The following is a 17652-nucleotide window of genomic DNA, read 5'->3' as shown; positions in this document are numbered from 1 at the left end:
CGGTTTCAGGTGCGCGAAGGCATTAAACAGTGAAAGCGTCTTGCAGCAGTTTTTCCTGCTGTTCGGCGTGCTTCGATGCGTAACCACAGGCTGGCGCGGCGGAAGCGTCGCGGCCGGCGTATTCCAGGACCAGTGCCTTGTTGTGGCGGCCCAGGATACGGCGCATGTGGTGCTGGCTGCTGTACCAGGCGCCCTGGTTCATCGGCTCTTCCTGACACCAGACCGCATGCTTGAGGTTGGTGTAAGGCGCCAGGATTTCGACCAGGTCGTCCTCAGGGAACGGATACAGCTGCTCGATACGCACGATGGCGATGTCTTCGCGGCCTTCGGCACGGCGTTTTTCCAGCAGGTCGTAGTAAACCTTGCCGCCGCACAGGACCAGGCGTTCGACCTTGGCCGGATCGAGGCTGTCGATTTCCGGGATCACGGTCTGGAACGAGCCTTCTGCCAGGTCTTCCAGGGTCGAGATGGCCAGCTTGTGGCGCAGCAGAGACTTCGGCGTCAGCACGATCAGCGGCTTGCGCAGCGGACGGATGACCTGGCGACGCAGCAGGTGGTAGATCTGGGCCGGGGTGGTCGGTACGCAGACCTGGATGTTGTGCTCGGCGCACAGCTGCAGGTAACGCTCCAGGCGCGCGGAGGAGTGCTCCGGGCCCTGCCCTTCATAACCGTGTGGCAGCAGCATGGTCAGACCGCACAGACGGCCCCACTTGTGCTCGCCGCTGGTGATGAACTGGTCGATCACCACTTGCGCACCGTTGGCGAAGTCACCGAACTGGGCTTCCCAGATCACCAGCGCGTTCGGCGTGGTGGTCGAGTAGCCGTATTCGAAGGCCAGTACCGCTTCTTCCGACAGGAAGGAGTCGTACAGTTCGAACTGAGGCTGGCCCGGGAACAGGTTCTTCAGCGGTACGTAGGTGCTGGCGTCCTTCTGGTTGTGCAGCACCGCGTGACGGTGCGAGAAGGTGCCACGGCCGATGTCCTGGCCGGTCATGCGGATCGGGTGACCTTCGAACTGCAGGGTGGCGTAGGCCATGGTCTCTGCATAACCCCAGTTGATCGGCAAGCCACCGGCCTGCATCTTCTGGCGGTCTTCGTAGATCTTGGCGACCTGGCGCTGGACGACGAAACCTTCCGGGATCTCCAGCAGCTTGGCCGACAGTTCCTGCAGAGTCTTGAGGTCGAAGCGGGTATCGTGACGCGCGGTCCAGGCATGGCCCAGATACGGACGCCAGTCGACGAACAGCTCGCGGTTCGGCTCCTTGACCAGGCTCTTCACCACGTGCAGGCCGTTGTCCAGCGCGTTGCGGTACTCGTCGATCTTGGCCTGGGCGCGTTCGGCATCGATGCGGCCGGCCTGGATCAGTGCCTCAGCGTACAGTTCACGCGTGGTGCGCTGCTTGCTGATCTGCTGGTACATCAAAGGCTGGGTGCCGTTCGGCTCGTCGGCCTCGTTGTGGCCGCGGCGGCGGTAGCAGACCAGGTCGATGACCACGTCACGCTTGAACTGCATGCGGTAGTCGATGGCCAGCTGGGTCACGAACAGCACGGCTTCCGGGTCGTCGCCGTTCACGTGCAGGATCGGCGCCTGGATCATCTTGGCAACGTCGGTGGCGTACTCGGTGGAGCGCGCGTCCAGCGGGTTGCTGATGGTGAAACCAACCTGGTTGTTGATCACGATGTGCACGGTACCGCCGGTCTTGAAACCGCGGGTCTGCGACATCTGGAAGGTTTCCATGACCACGCCCTGGCCGGCGAATGCTGCGTCGCCGTGGATCGAGATCGGCAGTACCTTGTCGCCAACGGTGTCGTTGCGGCGGTCCTGACGGGCGCGCACCGAACCCTCGACCACTGGCGAGACGATTTCCAGGTGGGACGGGTTGAACGCCATGGCCAGGTGCACTTCGCCGCCCGGGGTCATCACGTTCGAGGAGAAGCCCTGGTGATATTTGACGTCACCGGAGCCCAGCTCGTTCATCTTCTTGCCTTCGAACTCGTCGAACAGCTCGCGCGGGTTCTTGCCGAAGGTGTTGACCAGAACGTTCAGGCGGCCACGGTGGGCCATGCCGATCACGACTTCCTTGGTGCCGTAGGAACCGGAGCGCTGGATCATCTCGTCCAGCATCGGGATCAGGCTTTCGCCGCCCTCGAGGCCGAAACGCTTGGTGCCCGGGTACTTGGTGCCCAGATATTTCTCAAGGCCTTCACCGGCGGTCACGCGCTCGAGCAGGTGGGCCTGCACGTCAGCGGAAAACTCCGGACGGCCGCGCACGCTTTCCAGACGCTGCTGGAACCAGCTGCGCTGCTCGGAATCGACGATATGGGTGAACTCGGCGCCAATGGTGCGACAATATGTCTTCTGGAGCGCCTCGAAGATCTCGCGTAGGCTCGCCTCCTCTTTGCCGATGAACAGGTCGCCGGCACGGAAGGTCGTATCAAGATCGGCATTGGTCAAGCCGTAGTGATTGATCGACAGGTCTACGGGCGCAGGACGCTGCCACAACCCCAACGGGTCGAGCTTGGCAGCCTGATGGCCGCGCATACGATAGGCCTGGATCAGTCGCAGAACTTCAACCTGCTTCTTCTCGTGTTCACTGCTCACGCTCCCGGCGGATACCGGTTGGGCGCGGCGCTGGTTCTTTGCCAGCAGTACGAAATGGTCGCGGATTGTCGAGTGCGATACATCGGTAGCGGTGCTGCCGTCGGCGGGCAACTTCTGGAAGTAGGTGCGCCACTCTTCTGGCACAGCGTTAGGGTCGTGCAGGTAGAGCTCATAAAGCTCTTCCACATATGCAGCGTTACCACCTGAAAGGTGGGCGCTTTCCCACATGCGCTGCATCACGCTTTCTTGCATGCTTGGTCACCCTCGGTTAGGGGACTGATCGGCGAGAGCCACAGCAAACCTGGAAAAGTCCGAATACAGCGACTGAACCACGCCACTTGGATCCTGCTGATTTTCCGGGTACCAGCCCGGAAGCCCCTGCTGGTCTCATATCTTCATAGGTAATGAACGCAGGCTTTGTGGGCCCTTGTTCGGGTTTTACCTCAGTGCGGGCTCACCACCCGCACCTCGGCTTACTGCAGGTACAACTCTTTGTATCAGGTGCCGCTTTGCAGCAGCATGTTACGTACGTGGCCGATTGCCTTGGTCGGGTTCAGACCTTTCGGGCAAACGTTGACGCAGTTCATGATCCCGCGGCAGCGGAATACGCTGAACGGGTCATCCAGGGACGCCAGGCGCTCCTGGGTCTTGGTGTCACGGCTGTCGGCCAGGAAGCGATAGGCCTGCAGCAGTGCGGCGGGGCCCAGGAACTTGTCCGGGTTCCACCAGAACGACGGGCAGGAGGTCGAGCAGCAAGCGCACAGGATGCACTCGTACAGGCCGTCCAGCTTGTCGCGGTCTTCCGGCGACTGCAGGCGCTCGATGGCCGGTGCCGGGGTGTCGTTCTGCAGGAACGGCTTCACCTTCTCGTACTGCTTGTAGAAGATGCTCATATCGACGACCAGGTCACGAATGACCGGCAGGCCCGGCAGCGGACGCAGAATCAGCTTGTTGCCCTTCACCACCGCCGACAACGGGGTGATGCAGGCCAGGCCGTTCTTGCCGTTGATGTTCATGCCATCGGAACCGCAAACGCCTTCACGGCACGAGCGACGATAGGAGAAACCTTCGTCCTGTTCCTTGATCAGTGCCAGCACGTCCAGAACCATCAGATCCTTGCCGCCGGTATCGACCTGGAAGGTCTGCATTTTCGGCGCCGAATCGGTGTCCGGGTTGTAACGATAAACTTCGACTTGCAACATAGCGGCCACCCTTAGTAAGTCCGGACTTTTGGTTCGAAGGCTGGAACAGTCTTCGGCGCAAAGTTGACGCCACGCTTGGCGACGCGCTTCTCACCCGGGTAGTACAGGGTGTGGCACAGCCAGTTTTCGTCGTCACGGTCTTCGTAGTCTTCACGGGCGTGAGCGCCGCGGGACTCTTTACGGGCTTCTGCCGCGATGGCGGTAGCTTCGGCGACTTCCAGCAGGTTCTGCAGCTCCAGCGCTTCGATACGCGCGGTGTTGAAGGCCTGGGACTTGTCGTTGATCTTGACGTTGGCGATACGGTCACGCAGACCGGCCAGCTGCTCGATACCCTTCTGCATGTATTCGCCAGTACGGAATACACCGAAGTAGTTCTGCATGCAGCTCTGCAGCTCGCGCTTCAGGCTGGCAACGTCTTCACCGGTGGTGCGCTCGTTCAGCTTGTTCAGGCGGTTCAGGGCAACATCGACGTCGGTGTCGCTGGCGTCGCGGTATTCCACGCCTTCGGTCAGCGCCTTCTCCAGGTGCAGGCCGGCAGCACGGCCGAACACCACCAGGTCGAGCAGCGAGTTGCCGCCCAGGCGGTTGGCACCGTGAACAGATACGCACGCCACTTCACCTACGGCGAACAGGCCCGGGATGATGTGGTCGTTGCCTTCGGCGTCCATGGTAATGGCCTGGCCATGAATGTTGGTGGCAACGCCGCCCATCATGTAGTGGCAGGTCGGGATGACCGGTACCGGCGCGACCACAGGGTCGACGTGGGCGAAGGTCTTGGACAGCTCGCAGATACCTGGCAGACGGCTGTGCAGCACTTCCTCGCCCAGGTGGTCCAGCTTCAGCAGTACGTGGTCCTTGTTCGGGCCCACGCCGTTGCCGGCGATGATTTCCTTGACCATGGAACGGGCGACCACGTCGCGGCCGGCCAGGTCTTTCGCGTTCGGCGCGTAACGCTCCATGAAGCGCTCGCCGTGGGCGTTGATCAGGTAGCCACCCTCACCGCGGCAACCTTCGGTGACCAGTACACCGGCGCCGGCGATGCCGGTCGGGTGGAACTGCCACATTTCGATGTCCTGCACCGGCACGCCGGCACGCAGGGCCATGCCCACGCCGTCACCGGTGTTGATCAGGGCGTTGGTGGTGGAGGCGTAGATACGGCCGGCACCGCCAGTTGCCAGCACGGTGGCCTTGGACTTGATGTACAGGGTCTCGCCGGTTTCGATGCAGATCGCGATCACGCCAACGAATGCGCCGTCCTGGTTCTTCACCAGGTCAACTGCGTAGTACTCGTTGAGGAAGGTGGTGCCGGCTTTCAGGTTGCCCTGGTACAGGGTGTGCAGCAGCGCGTGACCGGTACGGTCGGAAGCGGCGCAGGTACGGGCAGCCTGGCCACCTTTACCGAAGTCCTTGGACTGGCCACCGAACGGACGCTGGTAGATGCGACCGGTTTCGGTACGCGAGAACGGCAGGCCCATGTGGTCCAGCTCGAAGACCGCAGCCGGGCCTTCCTGACACATATATTCGATAGCGTCCTGGTCACCGATGTAGTCGGAGCCCTTGACGGTATCGTACATGTGCCAGCGCCAGTCGTCGTTCGGGTCGGCCGAAGCGATGGCGCAGGTGATGCCGCCCTGGGCGGATACAGTGTGCGAACGGGTCGGGAAGACCTTGGTGACTACGGCAGTCTTGTGGCCGCCTTGAGCCAGCTGCAGCGCAGCGCGCATGCCGGCGCCGCCGCCACCGATGATGATGGCGTCGAAGGAAATGGTTGGAATGCTAGCCATGGATCAGATACCCCAGAGAATCTGCACACCCCAGACGAAGTAAGCGAACATCGCAACGCCGCATACCGCCTGGAACAGGAAACGAATCGCAGTTGCCGACTTGCCGAACGACATAGGCGTCAGGTAGTCGGTCGCAATGGTCCACATGCCGACCCAGGCGTGAGCGCCCAGGGCAACGAGGGCCAGCAGACTGAAGATCCGCATCGCGTTGTTGGAGAACAGACCATGCCACTGGGTGTAGTCGATGCCTGGGTGGGCGACCACGTAGCCGATCAGGAAGAGGAAGTAAGCCGCGAGAACGACCGCAGAAACGCGCTGCGCCATCCAGTCATAGAGGCCCGAACGCGACAGGTTCGTGACATTGGTTACCATACCCAAACTCCCACCAGAACGATCAGCACCACGGAGATGACGATCACGATTTTCGAGCCCAGCTTGCCGCCTTCCAGCGTCTCACCGATGCCCATGTCCATGATCAGGTGACGAACACCTGCCACGAGGTGATAAAGCAGGGCGGACAGCAGGCCCCAGGTCACGAATTTGGCCAGCGGGCTGGTCAGACACGCCTTCACCTCACCAAAGCCTTCCTCGGAACCCAGCGACTTGCCCAGTGCATAAAGCATGATGGCAAGGCCGAGGAACAGGATGACGCCGGAGATACGATGCAGGATGGACGTGTACGCAGTGACGGGGAGCTTGATGGTCCTTAGGTCTAGGTTTACAGGTCGTTGGCTTTTCACGGCTTTTTTCACACTGAAGAGCCCCTAGCGAATCAGGGCAAAGTTGTTGGTAAGTGTACTGGTCAGGTACCCACCACCCAGGGAACGGCGACCCCCAGCAGTTCGGGCTTGCAAGCCCCTGGCGGTCGGGTTGCGAGTATAGACAGTTAGGCTGCTTATGACAACGTGACGGGGTAGCCCAAATAGCGCATTGCCTTTAGCGCACAAAAGGCGTAAATGGGCGAGAATTTCGCGAAAAATCAGGCCTCAATGCCTGTTTCAACAAGCCTTTAGGCAAATTGACATCTGAATTTATCCCTCTATAGTGGTGCGGGCCCTGCGTGGGGGGTCTGTCTGATGATTTCAAGCATTAATAGGAGGCCACATGGCTGACAAAAAAGCGCAGTTGGTCATCGAGGGCGCTGCCCCCGTCGAGCTGCCCATTTTAACCGGCACCGTTGGTCCTGATGTAATCGACGTCCGCGGGTTGGGGGCCACTGGTCACTTCACCTTCGACCCTGGTTTCATGGCGACTGCCTCGTGCGAGTCGAAGATCACCTACATTGACGGCGACAAAGGTATCCTGCTGCACCGCGGCTACCCGATCGAACAGCTCGCTGAAAAATCCGACTACCTCGAAACCTGCTACCTGCTGCTCAACGGCGAACTGCCGAATGCCGAGCAGAAGGCCCAGTTCGTCAGCACCGTGAAGAACCACACCATGGTTCACGAGCAGTTGAAGTCCTTCTTCAACGGCTTCCGCCGCGACGCCCACCCGATGGCGGTGATGTGCGGCGTGGTTGGCGCCCTGTCGGCGTTCTATCACGACTCCCTGGACATCAATAACCCGCAACACCGCGAAATTTCCGCGGTGCGCCTGGTCGCCAAGATGCCGACCCTGGCCGCGATGGTTTACAAGTACTCCATGGGCCAGCCGATGATGTACCCGCGCAACGACCTGTCGTACGCGGAAAACTTCCTGCACATGATGTTCAACACCCCGTGCGAGATCAAACCGATCAGCCCGGTGCTGGCCAAGGCGATGGACCGGATCTTCATCCTCCACGCCGACCACGAGCAGAACGCCTCCACCTCCACCGTTCGTCTGGCCGGTTCGTCGGGTGCCAACCCGTTCGCCTGCATCGCCGCCGGTATCGCCGCACTGTGGGGCCCGGCCCACGGCGGTGCGAACGAAGCGGTACTGACCATGCTCGATGAAATCGGCGATGTCTCGAACATCGACAAGTTCATCGCCAAGGCCAAGGACAAGAACGACCCGTTCAAGCTCATGGGCTTCGGTCACCGCGTGTACAAGAACCGCGACCCGCGCGCCACCGTGATGAAGCAGACCTGCGACGAAGTCCTGCGCGAGCTGGGCATCAAGAACGACCCGCAGCTGGAACTGGCCATGCGCCTGGAAGAGATCGCCCTGACCGATCCGTACTTCATCGAGCGCTCGCTGTACCCGAACGTCGACTTCTACTCGGGGATCATCCTCAAGGCAATCGGCATTCCGACCAGCATGTTCACCGTGATCTTCGCCCTGGCACGTACCGTGGGCTGGATCTCGCACTGGAAAGAAATGCTCTCCAGCCCGTACAAGATCGGCCGCCCGCGCCAGCTGTACACCGGCGAGCAGAAGCGCGACATCGTTGCGCTGCAGGACCGCAAGTAAGCTTCCATAGCCGAACGCAAAAAGGCTGCCCTCGGGCAGCCTTTTTTATTCGTCCTGTGCTGGTCTCTTCGCGGGTAAACCCGCTCCCACAGGGACCCCACAGGCCCGAAAGTTTGCGGGATACCTGTAGGAGCGGGTTTACCCGCGAAGAGGCCAGCACAGGTGACACAATGCCTCAGTTTTTCTCAGCCCGCTCCCGCAACCCTTTCAGGGTATTGAACGGCGCATCCACCACGAACTTGTTGGCCACCATCGCCGGCACGCTACCACCCGGTTCGGTGTGCACCTGATAGGTCACTTCCGTGCTGTCGCCCTTGGGCACCAGCTTCCAGAAGCCTTCGACCTTCGCCACCCGCACAAAGCCCTTCTCTTCCGGGATATAGGTCGGCTCTTCCTTCAGGTTGCGCACCAGGCTGCCATCAGCCTCCTTCACAGTAGTCACATGCAACACCGAGTCCCGCGGCGTCACCGGCCATGGCGTATTGAACTGGGTATAGGTCCAGCTTTGGTCACCTTCGTGCTTGAGCAGCTTCTGCGACTTGCATTCGTGAATCCATGCACAAGCCCCGACCACGTCCTCCTGCAACGCCTGCACCTTGGCCAGCGGCGCCTTGATCACAGTGACACCTTGATAGGCCTTGTACTTGGAACCGGCCACTTCGCTAAGGGAAACCTTGATCCCCTCCTCGTCCTTGGCCACCTGCCAGTTTTCGGCCCAGGCCGCAGGCGCCAGCAGAACACCCATGCCACACAGCAGAGCAATACGCTTGAACGATCTCATCATGTTTATCCTTGTTTTCGAAGATCCAGCCTGTCACGCCGCCGTTATCTGTTCCCACCAGCCGAGAATCCTTATAGCCTCATCACGATCACTGCCACACACCTCGACATCCGCCTTGAAACCACCACACACCGCAGGCCTTTCGGGCTTGCCGAACAAGTCGCAGAGGTTGTCGACAGTCAGGTGCAGGCAGCGCTCGCCAGCCGGCTTGCCATTGGGCATGCGCGGCATCGCAGAGGTGATGGACGGGGCGATGCAGCAGGCACCACAGCCCTCACGACAGTTCATGGCTCTTCACCAAAATAACGACTCCCTGGAACAAAACGGGACGAGCGTCCCTGGATAGTAACCGCTCAAACAGGCGTTTGAAATTGCTGGCACGCTGAAATCTGCCATGACCCGGCAGTCAGTTCGTCAGCTACTGGCGGTACTCGAAATCGATGGCCGCCCCTTCCACTTCCCGACGGCTGTCATTGCGTAGCTGCAGCTGCATTTCATTGCTGATCAACCGGCCATTGAGCTGGAACGGGCTGTCGCTGGTCTCCGGCTTTTCAGTGAACATGGGGGGCAGAAGAGGTTTGCGACGCTGTATCGGCGACAGGCTGCCCACATCTGGCTCAAGGTTATCGACCATCTCGGCCGGCAGGCTGAGGTCGAGCTTTGCCTTGGGTAGCGGCTTGGCAACCTCCTTGCTCACCTGCTTGCGCGCCGGCCTGGCCTTGCTGTTACCGGCTTTTTTTGCTGATTGTTTGTGCGCTGGCCTGGCTGCGGCCTTCTGCACCGGCTTGGCCGCCTGCGCCTGGCTTGTCGGCTGTGCAGCCTGGGCAACACCAGCCAGGCTGCAGAGCGGTACAAGGCACAAGATCAGGGCAAAACGGCGCAGAGCATTCATGGCAAATGGACAGACTGGCAGGAAAAGTGCGTATGCTCCCTGTTCCACAGGCGCGTGGCAAGCCTATAAAAAAGCTGCCGCTGGCTCCCGGCACAATTGCTGGGCCAGCAAACCGAGGGTGATCACCGCGCGCTCGGCTTCCTTGTTCCAGGGTATGCCGCAATTAAGGCGGATGCAGTGGTTGAATTGCTCGGTGTTACTGAAGATCAGCCCCGGCGCAATACTGATGCCCTGCTCCAGCGCACGCACATGCAGCTCCTGAGTGTTGACCCGCCCCGGCAGGCTCACCCACAGGATGAAACCGCCCGTCGGCCGGGTCATCTGGGTACCCTCGGGGAAGTGTTGCTGCACCGCCAGCTGGTAGGCACTGAGGTTCTTGCGGTACTCCTGGCGAATGTAACGCAGGTGCCGGTCATAGCCGCCATTCTCCAGGTAGGCCGCCACACCCATCTGCGTCACGCTACAGGCCGAGTGAGTGGTGAAGGTTTGCAGGCGCTGGATCTCGTCCTGATAGCGCCCGGCAATCATCCAGCCAACTCGAACACCAGGGGACAGCGTCTTGGAAAAACTAGAGCAATAGATTACTCGGTCCAGGCGGTCGAATGCCTTGAGCGCCTTGGTCTTGCCTTGCTCGAACATCAGCTCGCCATAGATGTCATCCTCGACGATCTGGATATCGAAGTCCGACGCCAGGCGCAGCAACTGCTTCTGCCGCTCTTCCGGGACAGTGCCACCCAGCGGGTTGCTAAGGCGCGCGGTCAGAACCAGGGCCTTGATCGACCACTGGTTGGCGGCCAGTTGCAGCGCCTCGAGGCTGATGCCGGTGGACGGGTCACTGGGGATCTCGATCACCTTAAGGCCCAGCAGGTCGGCCAGTTGCAGCAGACCGTAATAGGTGGGCGATTCGGCCGCGATCAGGTCGCCTGGACGAGTCAGCACGCGCAGCGACATCTGCAGCGCATCGACACAGCCATGGGTCACGATCACTTCACGCGGGTCGACCAGTACGCCGGCATCACGCATGCGAATGGCGATCTGCCGGCGCAGCGGCTCGAAGCCGGGGCTGAACATGTAGCTGAAGGCACGCGGGCTGTGGAAGCGCGTCACCTTGGCAATCTGCTGGTGTAAAGCACGGACCGGCAGGTAGTCGACATGCGGCACAGCGGCGCCGAACGGGAACACGCCATCACGGCGAGCCTCGGTCAGCACCTGCTGGATGATACTGGCGCGGGTGACCAGGCCGGGGCGCTCCACGCGGGCGATGTCCGGGGTCTGCGCGGTCAGGGCCGGGGTCTGGTGCACGTAGTAGCCGGACTGCGGCCGCGCACGAATCAGCCCCTGGTCCTCGAGATTGGCATAGGCCTGCAGCACCGTGGCATGGCTGACATTGAGCTGGGCGCTCATCTTGCGCACGGAGGGCACCCGCTCGCCTGGCTGGTAGACACCACGACGGATGTCATCGGCCAGTTGCTGGGCGATACGCTGGTACAACAGCAGGTTGGTCATGGCGGCAGACTCGTTATTCTTGTACGGCTCAGTGACGGTAGAGGATACCGTAACAGTTGCAGAGTGTACTGGAACAGAATGCAACATAGTCGACAATACAATAGCGTGACAGCTATCGAAACGATTAAGCCGACAAACTGCCGGGAGTGCGCCGCCCCTGTGGGAGCGGGTTCACCCGCGAAGCAGGTGACGCGGTGGATGGCACCGGCTTTGCCGGTGTTCGCGGCTAAAGCCGCCCCCACAAGAGCAGTGCCGAACTCAAGGCATGCACAACGCCTGTAGGAGCGGCCTTGTGTCGCGAAAGGACCGCAGAGCGGTCCCCGGTATTTCAAAGACTTAGCGTGCTGGCGCAAGCCTGCCCTTGTCATCGGAGAACACGATCTCCACCCGACGGTTCTGCGCCCTGCCCCGCTCCGAGGCATTGGCCTCGATCGGGTACTGGTCGCCATACCCCTCGACCTGCAGGCGCTTCTCGTCGATGCCCAGGTCTACCAGCATGTCGGCCACGGCCTGCGCCCGGTCACGCGACAGCTTCAGGTTGTCCTCGGCCGGGCCGGTGCTGTCGGTATAGCCCTCGATCCGAACCACCCGGCGCGGGTTGAGCTGGAGGAACTGCACCAGCTTGAGCACGGTACGGCTGGCCGAGTTCTTCAGGTCGGCCCGGCCGGTGTCGAACAGCACGTCCCCCAGGGTCATCACCAGACCACGGTCGGCCTGCTCCGAGGCCAGCGCGGCGATCTGCGACTCGACCCACTTGCCCTGCTGCTGAACACTGGCCAGCTTGGCCTCGCGCAGGGCCAACTGCAGGCGCTGGCGCTCCAGGTCGAGCTTGGCCTGGCGCTCCTGGTTCAACGCCAGCTTGGCATGCTCGCTGGCAATTTCGCTGTAGCGCTGGCTCAGGTAGGCGTAATGGCGCACGTCGGCACCGGTGCCGATGTAGCTGGACAGGCGCTCGGCACGGGCCAGCGACTCGCCTGCGCGAATCACGTCGCGCGGCGCGCTGCGCAGCACATTGGAATCATCCTTGACCTTTTGGAAAGCTGCAGTGGCATCATCCAGCGCTGCGCTGCTGCGCTGGCTGGCGCAACCTTGCAAACCTGCCGCCAGCGCCAGCACTGCCAGCGCGGCCAATGGCATACGACGGATCATGGCTGCACCTCCAACTGTTTGCGCAGGCGCTGGACCCGCGACTGCAGCAGCTGCAGCTGCTCTTCGCTCTTCTGGTTCAGTACCTGGGCCTCGGCCAGGCGCGCATCCAGCTCGGCCTGCTCGGCACGCATGCGCGCATCGCGGTAGTCTTCGGTGAGCATGTTGGTCTTGGCCCGGGCCAGCTTGTCTTCAGCCAGCTTGAGCGCATCGACCTGCTCGGTGGCACCGACGGCCCTAGCCTGCTCCAGTGCCTGTTCGGAGATGCGCATCTGCTCGTTAGGGGCCGGATCGTTGGCGCAGCCAGCCAGGCCGAGCACGGCCAGGGCAAGGATTAGTGGTTGGGTTCTCACGCAATCTTCCTAGTGTTTGGGGGCGTCCGACGGCACCTGCAGCTGCGCTTTCCAGCGCTCGACATTACGTTGCAGCACGGCCTCGGATGCTCCGGAGATCGGCAATTCTGTCAGTTTTTTCGCCAATTGCCCACGCAGCCAGCTGTCATTGCAGGCCGAATTGTGCGACAGCGCCAGGTACAGGCCCGGCCGATCCACCGGCAGGCCGCGGGCGATCAGGTCATTGCTCATGCCCAGGCTCTGAGCCATGGCGATGCCCGAATAGCGGCCAGCGAGCACATAATCCACCTGGCCGAGCACCAGCTTCTGGAATGCCTGGGTCAGGTTCTGTGCCGGCTCCAGCTTCAGCTGGGCCTTGGCGAAAGCGGTAAAGGCCGGGGTCAGCCGCGCGCGCTCGGACAAACTGCCTTGGTACTGGGCCAGGTCAGCCGGGCCCTCGAAGGCCAGTGTGGCGTCGTGGCGCGTCCACACCAGGTATTCGTTGAGCTGCAGGGGTGGATGGATGTAGTCCAGCGCGGTCAGTTGCTCCACCTGCATGGGGGTGTCGAGCAGCAGGTCCATCCGCCCGCTACGCACTTCTTCCAGCGCCTGGTCACGACGGCCGGCGCTCAGCACCTCAACTTTCACACCCAGCTCGCCAGCCACCTGGCGCAGCAGGTCGACGTTGGCGCCGATCAGGTGTTTCGGGTCGTTGGGGTCCTGCCATGAATAGGGCGGAGAATCAGGGCTGCCGGTTGCCACCAGGCGTTCACACTTGCCCGCCGCCATGGCCAGCGGCGAAACCAGCACCGCCATGCATGCCAGCACCCCGCCTGCTTTACGCAGCACCATTGCTCACTCCTTGTACAGACCAAAAAAAACCCGGCCCCTGTACAAGGGCCGGGTTCTTTATAAGTGAAGCAGGCGGATCAGACCAGCTTTTCCAGCTCCGGGACCGCTTCGAACAGGTCAGCGACCAGGCCGTAGTCGGCTACCTGGAAGATCGGCGCTTCTTCGTCCTTGTTGATCGCCACGATCACCTTGGAGTCCTTCATGCCGGCCAGGTGCTGGATCGCGCCGGAGATACCGACGGCGATGTACAGCTGTGGCGCGACGATCTTGCCGGTCTGACCGACCTGCATGTCGTTCGGCACGAAGCCGGCGTCGACCGCGGCGCGCGAAGCACCGACGGCAGCGCCGAGCTTGTCGGCCAGGCTGTACAGGTGCTTGAAGTTGTCACCGTTGCCCATGCCACGGCCGCCGGAAACGACGATCTTGGCAGCGGTCAGCTCTGGGCGGTCGGACTTGGCCAGCTCTTCGCCAACGAAGGCCGAGATGCCGGCGTTGTGCGCAGCGCCAACGGCTTCGATGGCAGCCGAACCACCTTCGGCGGCCACGGCGTCGAAGCCGGTGGTACGCACGGTGATGACCTTGATGGCGGCGCTCGATTGCACGGTGGCAATGGCGTTACCAGCATAGATCGGGCGCTTGAAGGTATCGGCGGACTCGACCGAGATGATCTCGGAGATCTGGTCCACGTCCAGCAGCGCGGCAACGCGCGGCAGGATGTTCTTGCCGTTGGTGGTGGCCGGCGCCAGCACGTGGCTGTAACCCTTGGCCAGCTCGACGATCAGCGGCGCAACGTTTTCTGGCAGGACGTGGGCGTAGGCAGCGTTATCTGCAACCAGCACCTTGGCCACGCCAGCGATCTTGGCTGCGGACTCGGCAACGCCGCCCACGTTCTGGCCAGCGACCAGCACGTGCACATCACCACCGATCTTGGCGGCAGCAGCAACAGTGTTCAGGGTGGCCGGGGCTACGGCACCGTTCTCGTATTCAGCGACAACCAGGATAGTCATTTAGATTACCTTCGCTTCGTTCTTCAGCTTCTCGACCAGTTCGGCCACCGATTTGACCTTGATGCCAGCGCTGCGGGCAGCCGGGGCTTCAACCTTCAGGGTCTTGTTGGTGGAGGCGAGGGAAACGCCCAGCGCATCTGGAGTAAGAGTCTCCAGCGGCTTCTTCTTGGCCTTCATGATGTTCGGCAGCGACGCGTAGCGCGGTTCGTTCAGGCGCAGGTCGGTAGTGACGATGGCTGGCAGGTTCAGTGCAACGGTCTGCAGGCCGCCGTCGATTTCACGGGTGACGTTCAGCTTGTCGCCAGCCACTTCGACCTTGGAGGCGAAGGTGCCCTGGGCGAAGCCGGTCAGCGCAGCCAGCATCTGGCCGGTCTGGTTGTTGTCACTGTCGATGGCCTGCTTGCCGAGGATGACCAGCTGCGGCTGCTCTTTGTCGACAACGGCTTTCAGCGCCTTGGCCACGGCCAGGGAATTCAGTTCGTCAGCGGCTTCGACCAGGATGGCACGGTCGGCACCCAGTGCCAGGGCAGTACGCAGTTGCTCCTGGGCAGTGGTCGGGCCGACGGAAACGACGACGATCTCGGACGCGACGCCCTTTTCCTTCAGGCGTACGGCTTCTTCCACGGCGATTTCGCAGAAGGGGTTCATGGACATCTTGACGTTAGCAAGGTCGACGCCGGAGTTGTCCGCCTTGACGCGAACCTTGACGTTGTAGTCGACCACTCGTTTGACAGCTACAAGAACCTTCATGGATTCCTCGTTACTCTCCGGTGAATAGATAGTCGCCAGGGGCAGAGCCCTGCGATGCGCGTGGGTACAAGGGCACCTCTAAAAACGTACCGGGAGGCGGTAACTTCACAGTGACCGAACAGTCTTGTCCGGACTCTTGCGACAAATACTCACGGGTCATTTTCTGTCGTGGCGTGTAAACTCCACTACAAACCGGCCAAAGGCCGCAAAACCCTGCTCCACACCTGGTCTTTAGAGGTGTACCTGCGCCCGGCTGCAAGCCTACGGCGAACGTAAAACCGCTCGTATCTTGACCGTAACACCCAATCCGGTCAATACGGCAAATCGGTCACCCTCCAGCCGCGTTCCTGTGATTTTACTGGCCTGCGGCAAATTCAAACAAACGTTTGTATTGGACCCGCCAAGTGGTGTAGATATAATGCGCGGCCAAGACAAAACGGTGTAGTCCGTCATTTGCCCAGCTACAGTTCCGCCGTTGCGTAGAACCGCTGCGAATGCCCCGCGCACCCAATAAGACAAAGCAACAGCACGAGCCTTGATGAGTAGGAGAGAACCAGTGGAACGCGAATACATGGAATTCGACGTGGTCATCGTCGGCGCCGGCCCGGCGGGCCTGTCCGCCGCCTGCCGCCTGAAGCAGAAGGCCGCCGAAGCCGGTAACGAAATCAGCGTCTGCGTGGTGGAAAAAGGCTCTGAAGTCGGCGCCCACATCCTATCCGGCGCGGTGTTCGAACCCCGCGCCCTGAACGAGCTGTTCCCCGACTGGAAAGAGCTCGGCGCGCCGCTGAACACCGAAGTGAAGCGTGACGACATCTACGTGCTCAAGGATGCAGGTAGTTCGACCAAGGTGCCTGACCTGTTCGTGCCCAAGACCATGCATAACCAGGGTAACTACATCATCTCCCTGGGCAACCTGTGCCGCTGGCTGGCCCAGCAGGCCGAGAACCTGGGCGTGGAAATCTACCCGGGCTTCGCCGCCCAGGAAGCACTGTTCGACGACAACGGCGTGGTCCGTGGCATCGTCACCGGCGACATGGGCGTCGACCGCGAAGGCAACCCGAAAGACGGCATGTACACCCCTGGCATGGAACTGCGTGCCAAGTACACCCTGTTCGCCGAGGGCTGCCGCGGCCATATCGGCAAGCAGTTGATCAAGCGCTTCAACCTCGACAGCGAAGCCGACGTCCAGCACTACGGCATCGGCCTGAAGGAAATCTGGGAAATCGACCCGGCCAAGCATGAGCAGGGCCTGGTGGTGCACACCGCTGGCTGGCCGCTGGACGTCATGGCCAAGGACAACACCGGTGGTTCGTTCCTTTATCACCTGGAAAACAACCAGGTAGTCGTCGGCCTGATCGTCGACCTGTCCTACGCCAACCCCTACCTGTCGCCGTTCGACGAGTTCCAGCGTCTCAAGCACCACCCGGTGATGGCGCAATACCTCGAAGGCGGCAAGCGCATCAGCTACGGTGCCCGTGCCATCTGCAAGGGCGGCTTCAACTCGCTGCCGAAAATGGTCTTCAACGGCGGCGCGCTGATCGGCTGCGACCTGGGTACCCTGAACTTCGCCAAGATCAAGGGCAGCCACACCGCAATGAAGTCCGGCATGCTCGCCGCCGAAGCGGTGGCTGATGCACTGATCGCCGGCAGCGAAGGCGGTGACCAGCTCAACGGCTACGTCAGCGCCTTCAAGGCCAGCTGGCTGTACGAGGAGCTGTTCGCCAGCCGCAACTTCGGCCCGGCCATGCACAAGTTCGGCCCGCTGCTGGGCGCGGCATTCAACTATGTGGACCAGAACTGGTTCGGCGGCAAGCTGCCGTTCACCCTGCACGACACCAAGCCGGACTACGCCTGCCTGAAGCTGGCGGCCGAGTCGCAGAAGATCGATTACCCGAAACCGGACGGCAAACTCAGCTTCGACAAGCTCAGCTCGGTATTCCTCTCCAGCACCAACCACGAAGAGGAACAGCCCTGCCACCTGAAGCTGACCGACCCGAACGTGCCGATCGCCAGCAACCTGCCGCTGTACGACGAGCCGGCCCAGCGCTACTGCCCGGCAGGCGTGTACGAGGTTGTCACCCAGGAAGACGGCAGCAAGCGCTTCCAGATCAACGCGCAGAACTGCGTGCATTGCAAGACCTGCGACATCAAGGACCCGGCCCAGAACATCACCTGGGTCACCCCTGAAGGCGCTGGCGGGCCGAACTACCCGAACATGTAAGGCCCCTGCCCTGCACTGACAAAAAGCCCCCGGTTCTCACGAGCCGGGGGCTTTTTGTTTTACCTGTACCGGCCTCATCGCCGGCAAGCCAGCTCCCACCTCGACCGCATCGACCTCGAGCCATGCGCTATCCCTGTGGGAGATTCTATGGTTTTAGGGAAGTTTTTTAAGCGGCTTTTGACC

Annotated in this window: 16 protein-coding genes; 2 read left to right on the top strand and 14 right to left on the bottom strand. The window is 61.5% G+C overall.

Translation table 11 applies throughout. The annotated features are described in order from the left end of the window. Positions 1 to 22 precede the first annotated feature (22 nt). The 5 genes from MJ643_RS22620 to sdhC all read right to left on the bottom strand — a co-directional run bounded on the left by MJ643_RS22620 (position 23) and on the right by sdhC (position 6340). The gene (locus tag MJ643_RS22620; protein ID WP_013973441.1) at positions 23 to 2854 is read right to left on the bottom strand and encodes a 2-oxoglutarate dehydrogenase E1 component; all 2832 of its coding nucleotides are present in this window, start codon (positions 2852 to 2854) and stop codon (positions 23 to 25) included. Between the two features lie 245 nt (positions 2855 to 3099). Then, a complete protein-coding gene (locus tag MJ643_RS22615) occupies positions 3100 to 3804 on the bottom strand; it encodes a succinate dehydrogenase iron-sulfur subunit (protein WP_011534752.1) in 705 nt (234 codons plus the stop codon). A gap of 11 nt (positions 3805 to 3815) precedes the next feature. Next, positions 3816 to 5588 (bottom strand): succinate dehydrogenase flavoprotein subunit, encoded by a 1773-nt coding sequence (sdhA, locus tag MJ643_RS22610; RefSeq protein ID WP_013973442.1) that lies wholly within the window; start codon positions 5586 to 5588, stop codon positions 3816 to 3818. 3 nt (positions 5589 to 5591) lie between these two features. Beyond that, on the bottom strand, positions 5592 to 5960 hold the full coding sequence (gene sdhD / locus MJ643_RS22605) for a succinate dehydrogenase, hydrophobic membrane anchor protein (RefSeq protein WP_003254214.1): 369 nt from the start codon (positions 5958 to 5960) through the stop codon (positions 5592 to 5594). Continuing rightward, positions 5954 to 6340, bottom strand: coding sequence for a succinate dehydrogenase, cytochrome b556 subunit (gene sdhC, locus MJ643_RS22600; protein WP_012315350.1), 387 nt, complete (start codon positions 6338 to 6340; stop codon positions 5954 to 5956). Before sdhC ends, sdhD begins: the two co-directional genes overlap by 7 nt. A 352-nt stretch (positions 6341 to 6692) precedes the next feature. Between sdhC and gltA the strand changes: the two genes are divergently transcribed. Further along, a complete protein-coding gene (gltA, locus tag MJ643_RS22595) occupies positions 6693 to 7982 on the top strand; it encodes a citrate synthase (RefSeq protein ID WP_013973445.1) in 1290 nt (429 codons plus the stop codon). Positions 7983 to 8157: 175 nt separating this feature from the next. Here gltA and MJ643_RS22590 read toward each other — a convergent pair whose 3' ends face one another. The 9 genes from MJ643_RS22590 to MJ643_RS22550 all read right to left on the bottom strand — a co-directional run bounded on the left by MJ643_RS22590 (position 8158) and on the right by MJ643_RS22550 (position 15248). Beyond that, entirely contained in the window at positions 8158 to 8763 is a 606-nt protein-coding gene (locus tag MJ643_RS22590; protein ID WP_024087417.1) for an START domain-containing protein, read from the bottom strand. 33 nt (positions 8764 to 8796) lie between these two features. Further along, positions 8797 to 9051 carry a YkgJ family cysteine cluster protein gene (locus MJ643_RS22585; protein ID WP_023661894.1) on the bottom strand — a complete coding sequence of 85 codons (255 nt, stop codon included), beginning with the start codon at positions 9049 to 9051 and terminating at the stop codon, positions 8797 to 8799. Between the two features lie 130 nt (positions 9052 to 9181). Further along, on the bottom strand, positions 9182 to 9655 hold the full coding sequence (locus tag MJ643_RS22580) for a hypothetical protein (protein WP_013973448.1): 474 nt from the start codon (positions 9653 to 9655) through the stop codon (positions 9182 to 9184). 63 nt (positions 9656 to 9718) lie between these two features. Continuing rightward, on the bottom strand, positions 9719 to 11161 hold the full coding sequence (locus tag MJ643_RS22575; protein WP_013973449.1) for a PLP-dependent aminotransferase family protein: 1443 nt from the start codon (positions 11159 to 11161) through the stop codon (positions 9719 to 9721). A gap of 336 nt (positions 11162 to 11497) precedes the next feature. Next, complete coding sequence (locus MJ643_RS22570) at positions 11498 to 12310, bottom strand: OmpA family protein (RefSeq protein ID WP_013973450.1); 813 nt, start codon at positions 12308 to 12310, stop codon at positions 11498 to 11500. Then, positions 12307 to 12660: a DUF4398 domain-containing protein gene (locus MJ643_RS22565; protein WP_013973451.1), complete on the bottom strand. Its 354-nt coding sequence runs from the start codon at positions 12658 to 12660 to the stop codon at positions 12307 to 12309. Before MJ643_RS22565 ends, MJ643_RS22570 begins: the two co-directional genes overlap by 4 nt. Before the next feature lie 9 nt (positions 12661 to 12669). Further along, complete coding sequence (locus MJ643_RS22560; RefSeq protein WP_013973452.1) at positions 12670 to 13491, bottom strand: transporter substrate-binding domain-containing protein; 822 nt, start codon at positions 13489 to 13491, stop codon at positions 12670 to 12672. A gap of 77 nt (positions 13492 to 13568) precedes the next feature. Next, a complete protein-coding gene (locus MJ643_RS22555) occupies positions 13569 to 14498 on the bottom strand; it encodes an FAD-binding protein (RefSeq protein WP_013973453.1) in 930 nt (309 codons plus the stop codon). Continuing rightward, positions 14499 to 15248 carry an electron transfer flavoprotein subunit beta/FixA family protein gene (locus MJ643_RS22550; RefSeq protein ID WP_023661847.1) on the bottom strand — a complete coding sequence of 250 codons (750 nt, stop codon included), beginning with the start codon at positions 15246 to 15248 and terminating at the stop codon, positions 14499 to 14501. 538 nt (positions 15249 to 15786) lie between these two features. Here MJ643_RS22550 and MJ643_RS22545 point away from each other — a divergent pair. Next, positions 15787 to 17469, top strand: a complete 1683-nt coding sequence (locus MJ643_RS22545) for an electron transfer flavoprotein-ubiquinone oxidoreductase (RefSeq protein ID WP_080563809.1) — start codon at positions 15787 to 15789, stop codon at positions 17467 to 17469. The last annotated feature ends 183 nt before the right edge of the window (positions 17470 to 17652 follow it).

The sequence above is a fragment of the Pseudomonas sp. PNPG3 genome, assembly GCF_023093815.1.
Classification (GTDB): Bacteria; Pseudomonadota; Gammaproteobacteria; order Pseudomonadales; family Pseudomonadaceae; genus Aquipseudomonas; species Aquipseudomonas asiatica.
Note: the sequence above shows the minus strand (reverse complement) of the source record. Positions and strands in the feature narration are given on the sequence as shown.

Excerpts from the sequence above, each read along its gene's own strand:
- MJ643_RS22580 (WP_013973448.1), bottom strand. The coding sequence starts at position 9,655 with ATGAATGCTCTGCGCCGTTTTGCCCTGATCTTGTGCCTTGTACCGCTC.
- gltA (WP_013973445.1), top strand. The coding sequence starts at position 6,693 with ATGGCTGACAAAAAAGCGCAGTTGGTCATCGAGGGCGCTGCCCCCGTC.
- MJ643_RS22550 (WP_023661847.1), bottom strand. The coding sequence starts at position 15,248 with ATGAAGGTTCTTGTAGCTGTCAAACGAGTGGTCGACTACAACGTCAAG.
- MJ643_RS22590 (WP_024087417.1), bottom strand. The coding sequence starts at position 8,763 with ATGAGATCGTTCAAGCGTATTGCTCTGCTGTGTGGCATGGGTGTTCTG.
- MJ643_RS22570 (WP_013973450.1), bottom strand. The coding sequence starts at position 12,310 with ATGATCCGTCGTATGCCATTGGCCGCGCTGGCAGTGCTGGCGCTGGCG.
- sdhA (WP_013973442.1), bottom strand. The coding sequence starts at position 5,588 with ATGGCTAGCATTCCAACCATTTCCTTCGACGCCATCATCATCGGTGGC.
- MJ643_RS22545 (WP_080563809.1), top strand. The coding sequence starts at position 15,787 with ATGAGTAGGAGAGAACCAGTGGAACGCGAATACATGGAATTCGACGTG.
- MJ643_RS22575 (WP_013973449.1), bottom strand. The coding sequence starts at position 11,161 with ATGACCAACCTGCTGTTGTACCAGCGTATCGCCCAGCAACTGGCCGAT.
- MJ643_RS22615 (WP_011534752.1), bottom strand. The coding sequence starts at position 3,804 with ATGTTGCAAGTCGAAGTTTATCGTTACAACCCGGACACCGATTCGGCG.
- MJ643_RS22585 (WP_023661894.1), bottom strand. The coding sequence starts at position 9,051 with ATGAACTGTCGTGAGGGCTGTGGTGCCTGCTGCATCGCCCCGTCCATC.
- sdhD (WP_003254214.1), bottom strand. The coding sequence starts at position 5,960 with ATGGTAACCAATGTCACGAACCTGTCGCGTTCGGGCCTCTATGACTGG.
- MJ643_RS22620 (WP_013973441.1), bottom strand. The coding sequence starts at position 2,854 with ATGCAAGAAAGCGTGATGCAGCGCATGTGGGAAAGCGCCCACCTTTCA.
- MJ643_RS22555 (WP_013973453.1), bottom strand. The coding sequence starts at position 14,498 with ATGACTATCCTGGTTGTCGCTGAATACGAGAACGGTGCCGTAGCCCCG.
- MJ643_RS22560 (WP_013973452.1), bottom strand. The coding sequence starts at position 13,491 with ATGGTGCTGCGTAAAGCAGGCGGGGTGCTGGCATGCATGGCGGTGCTG.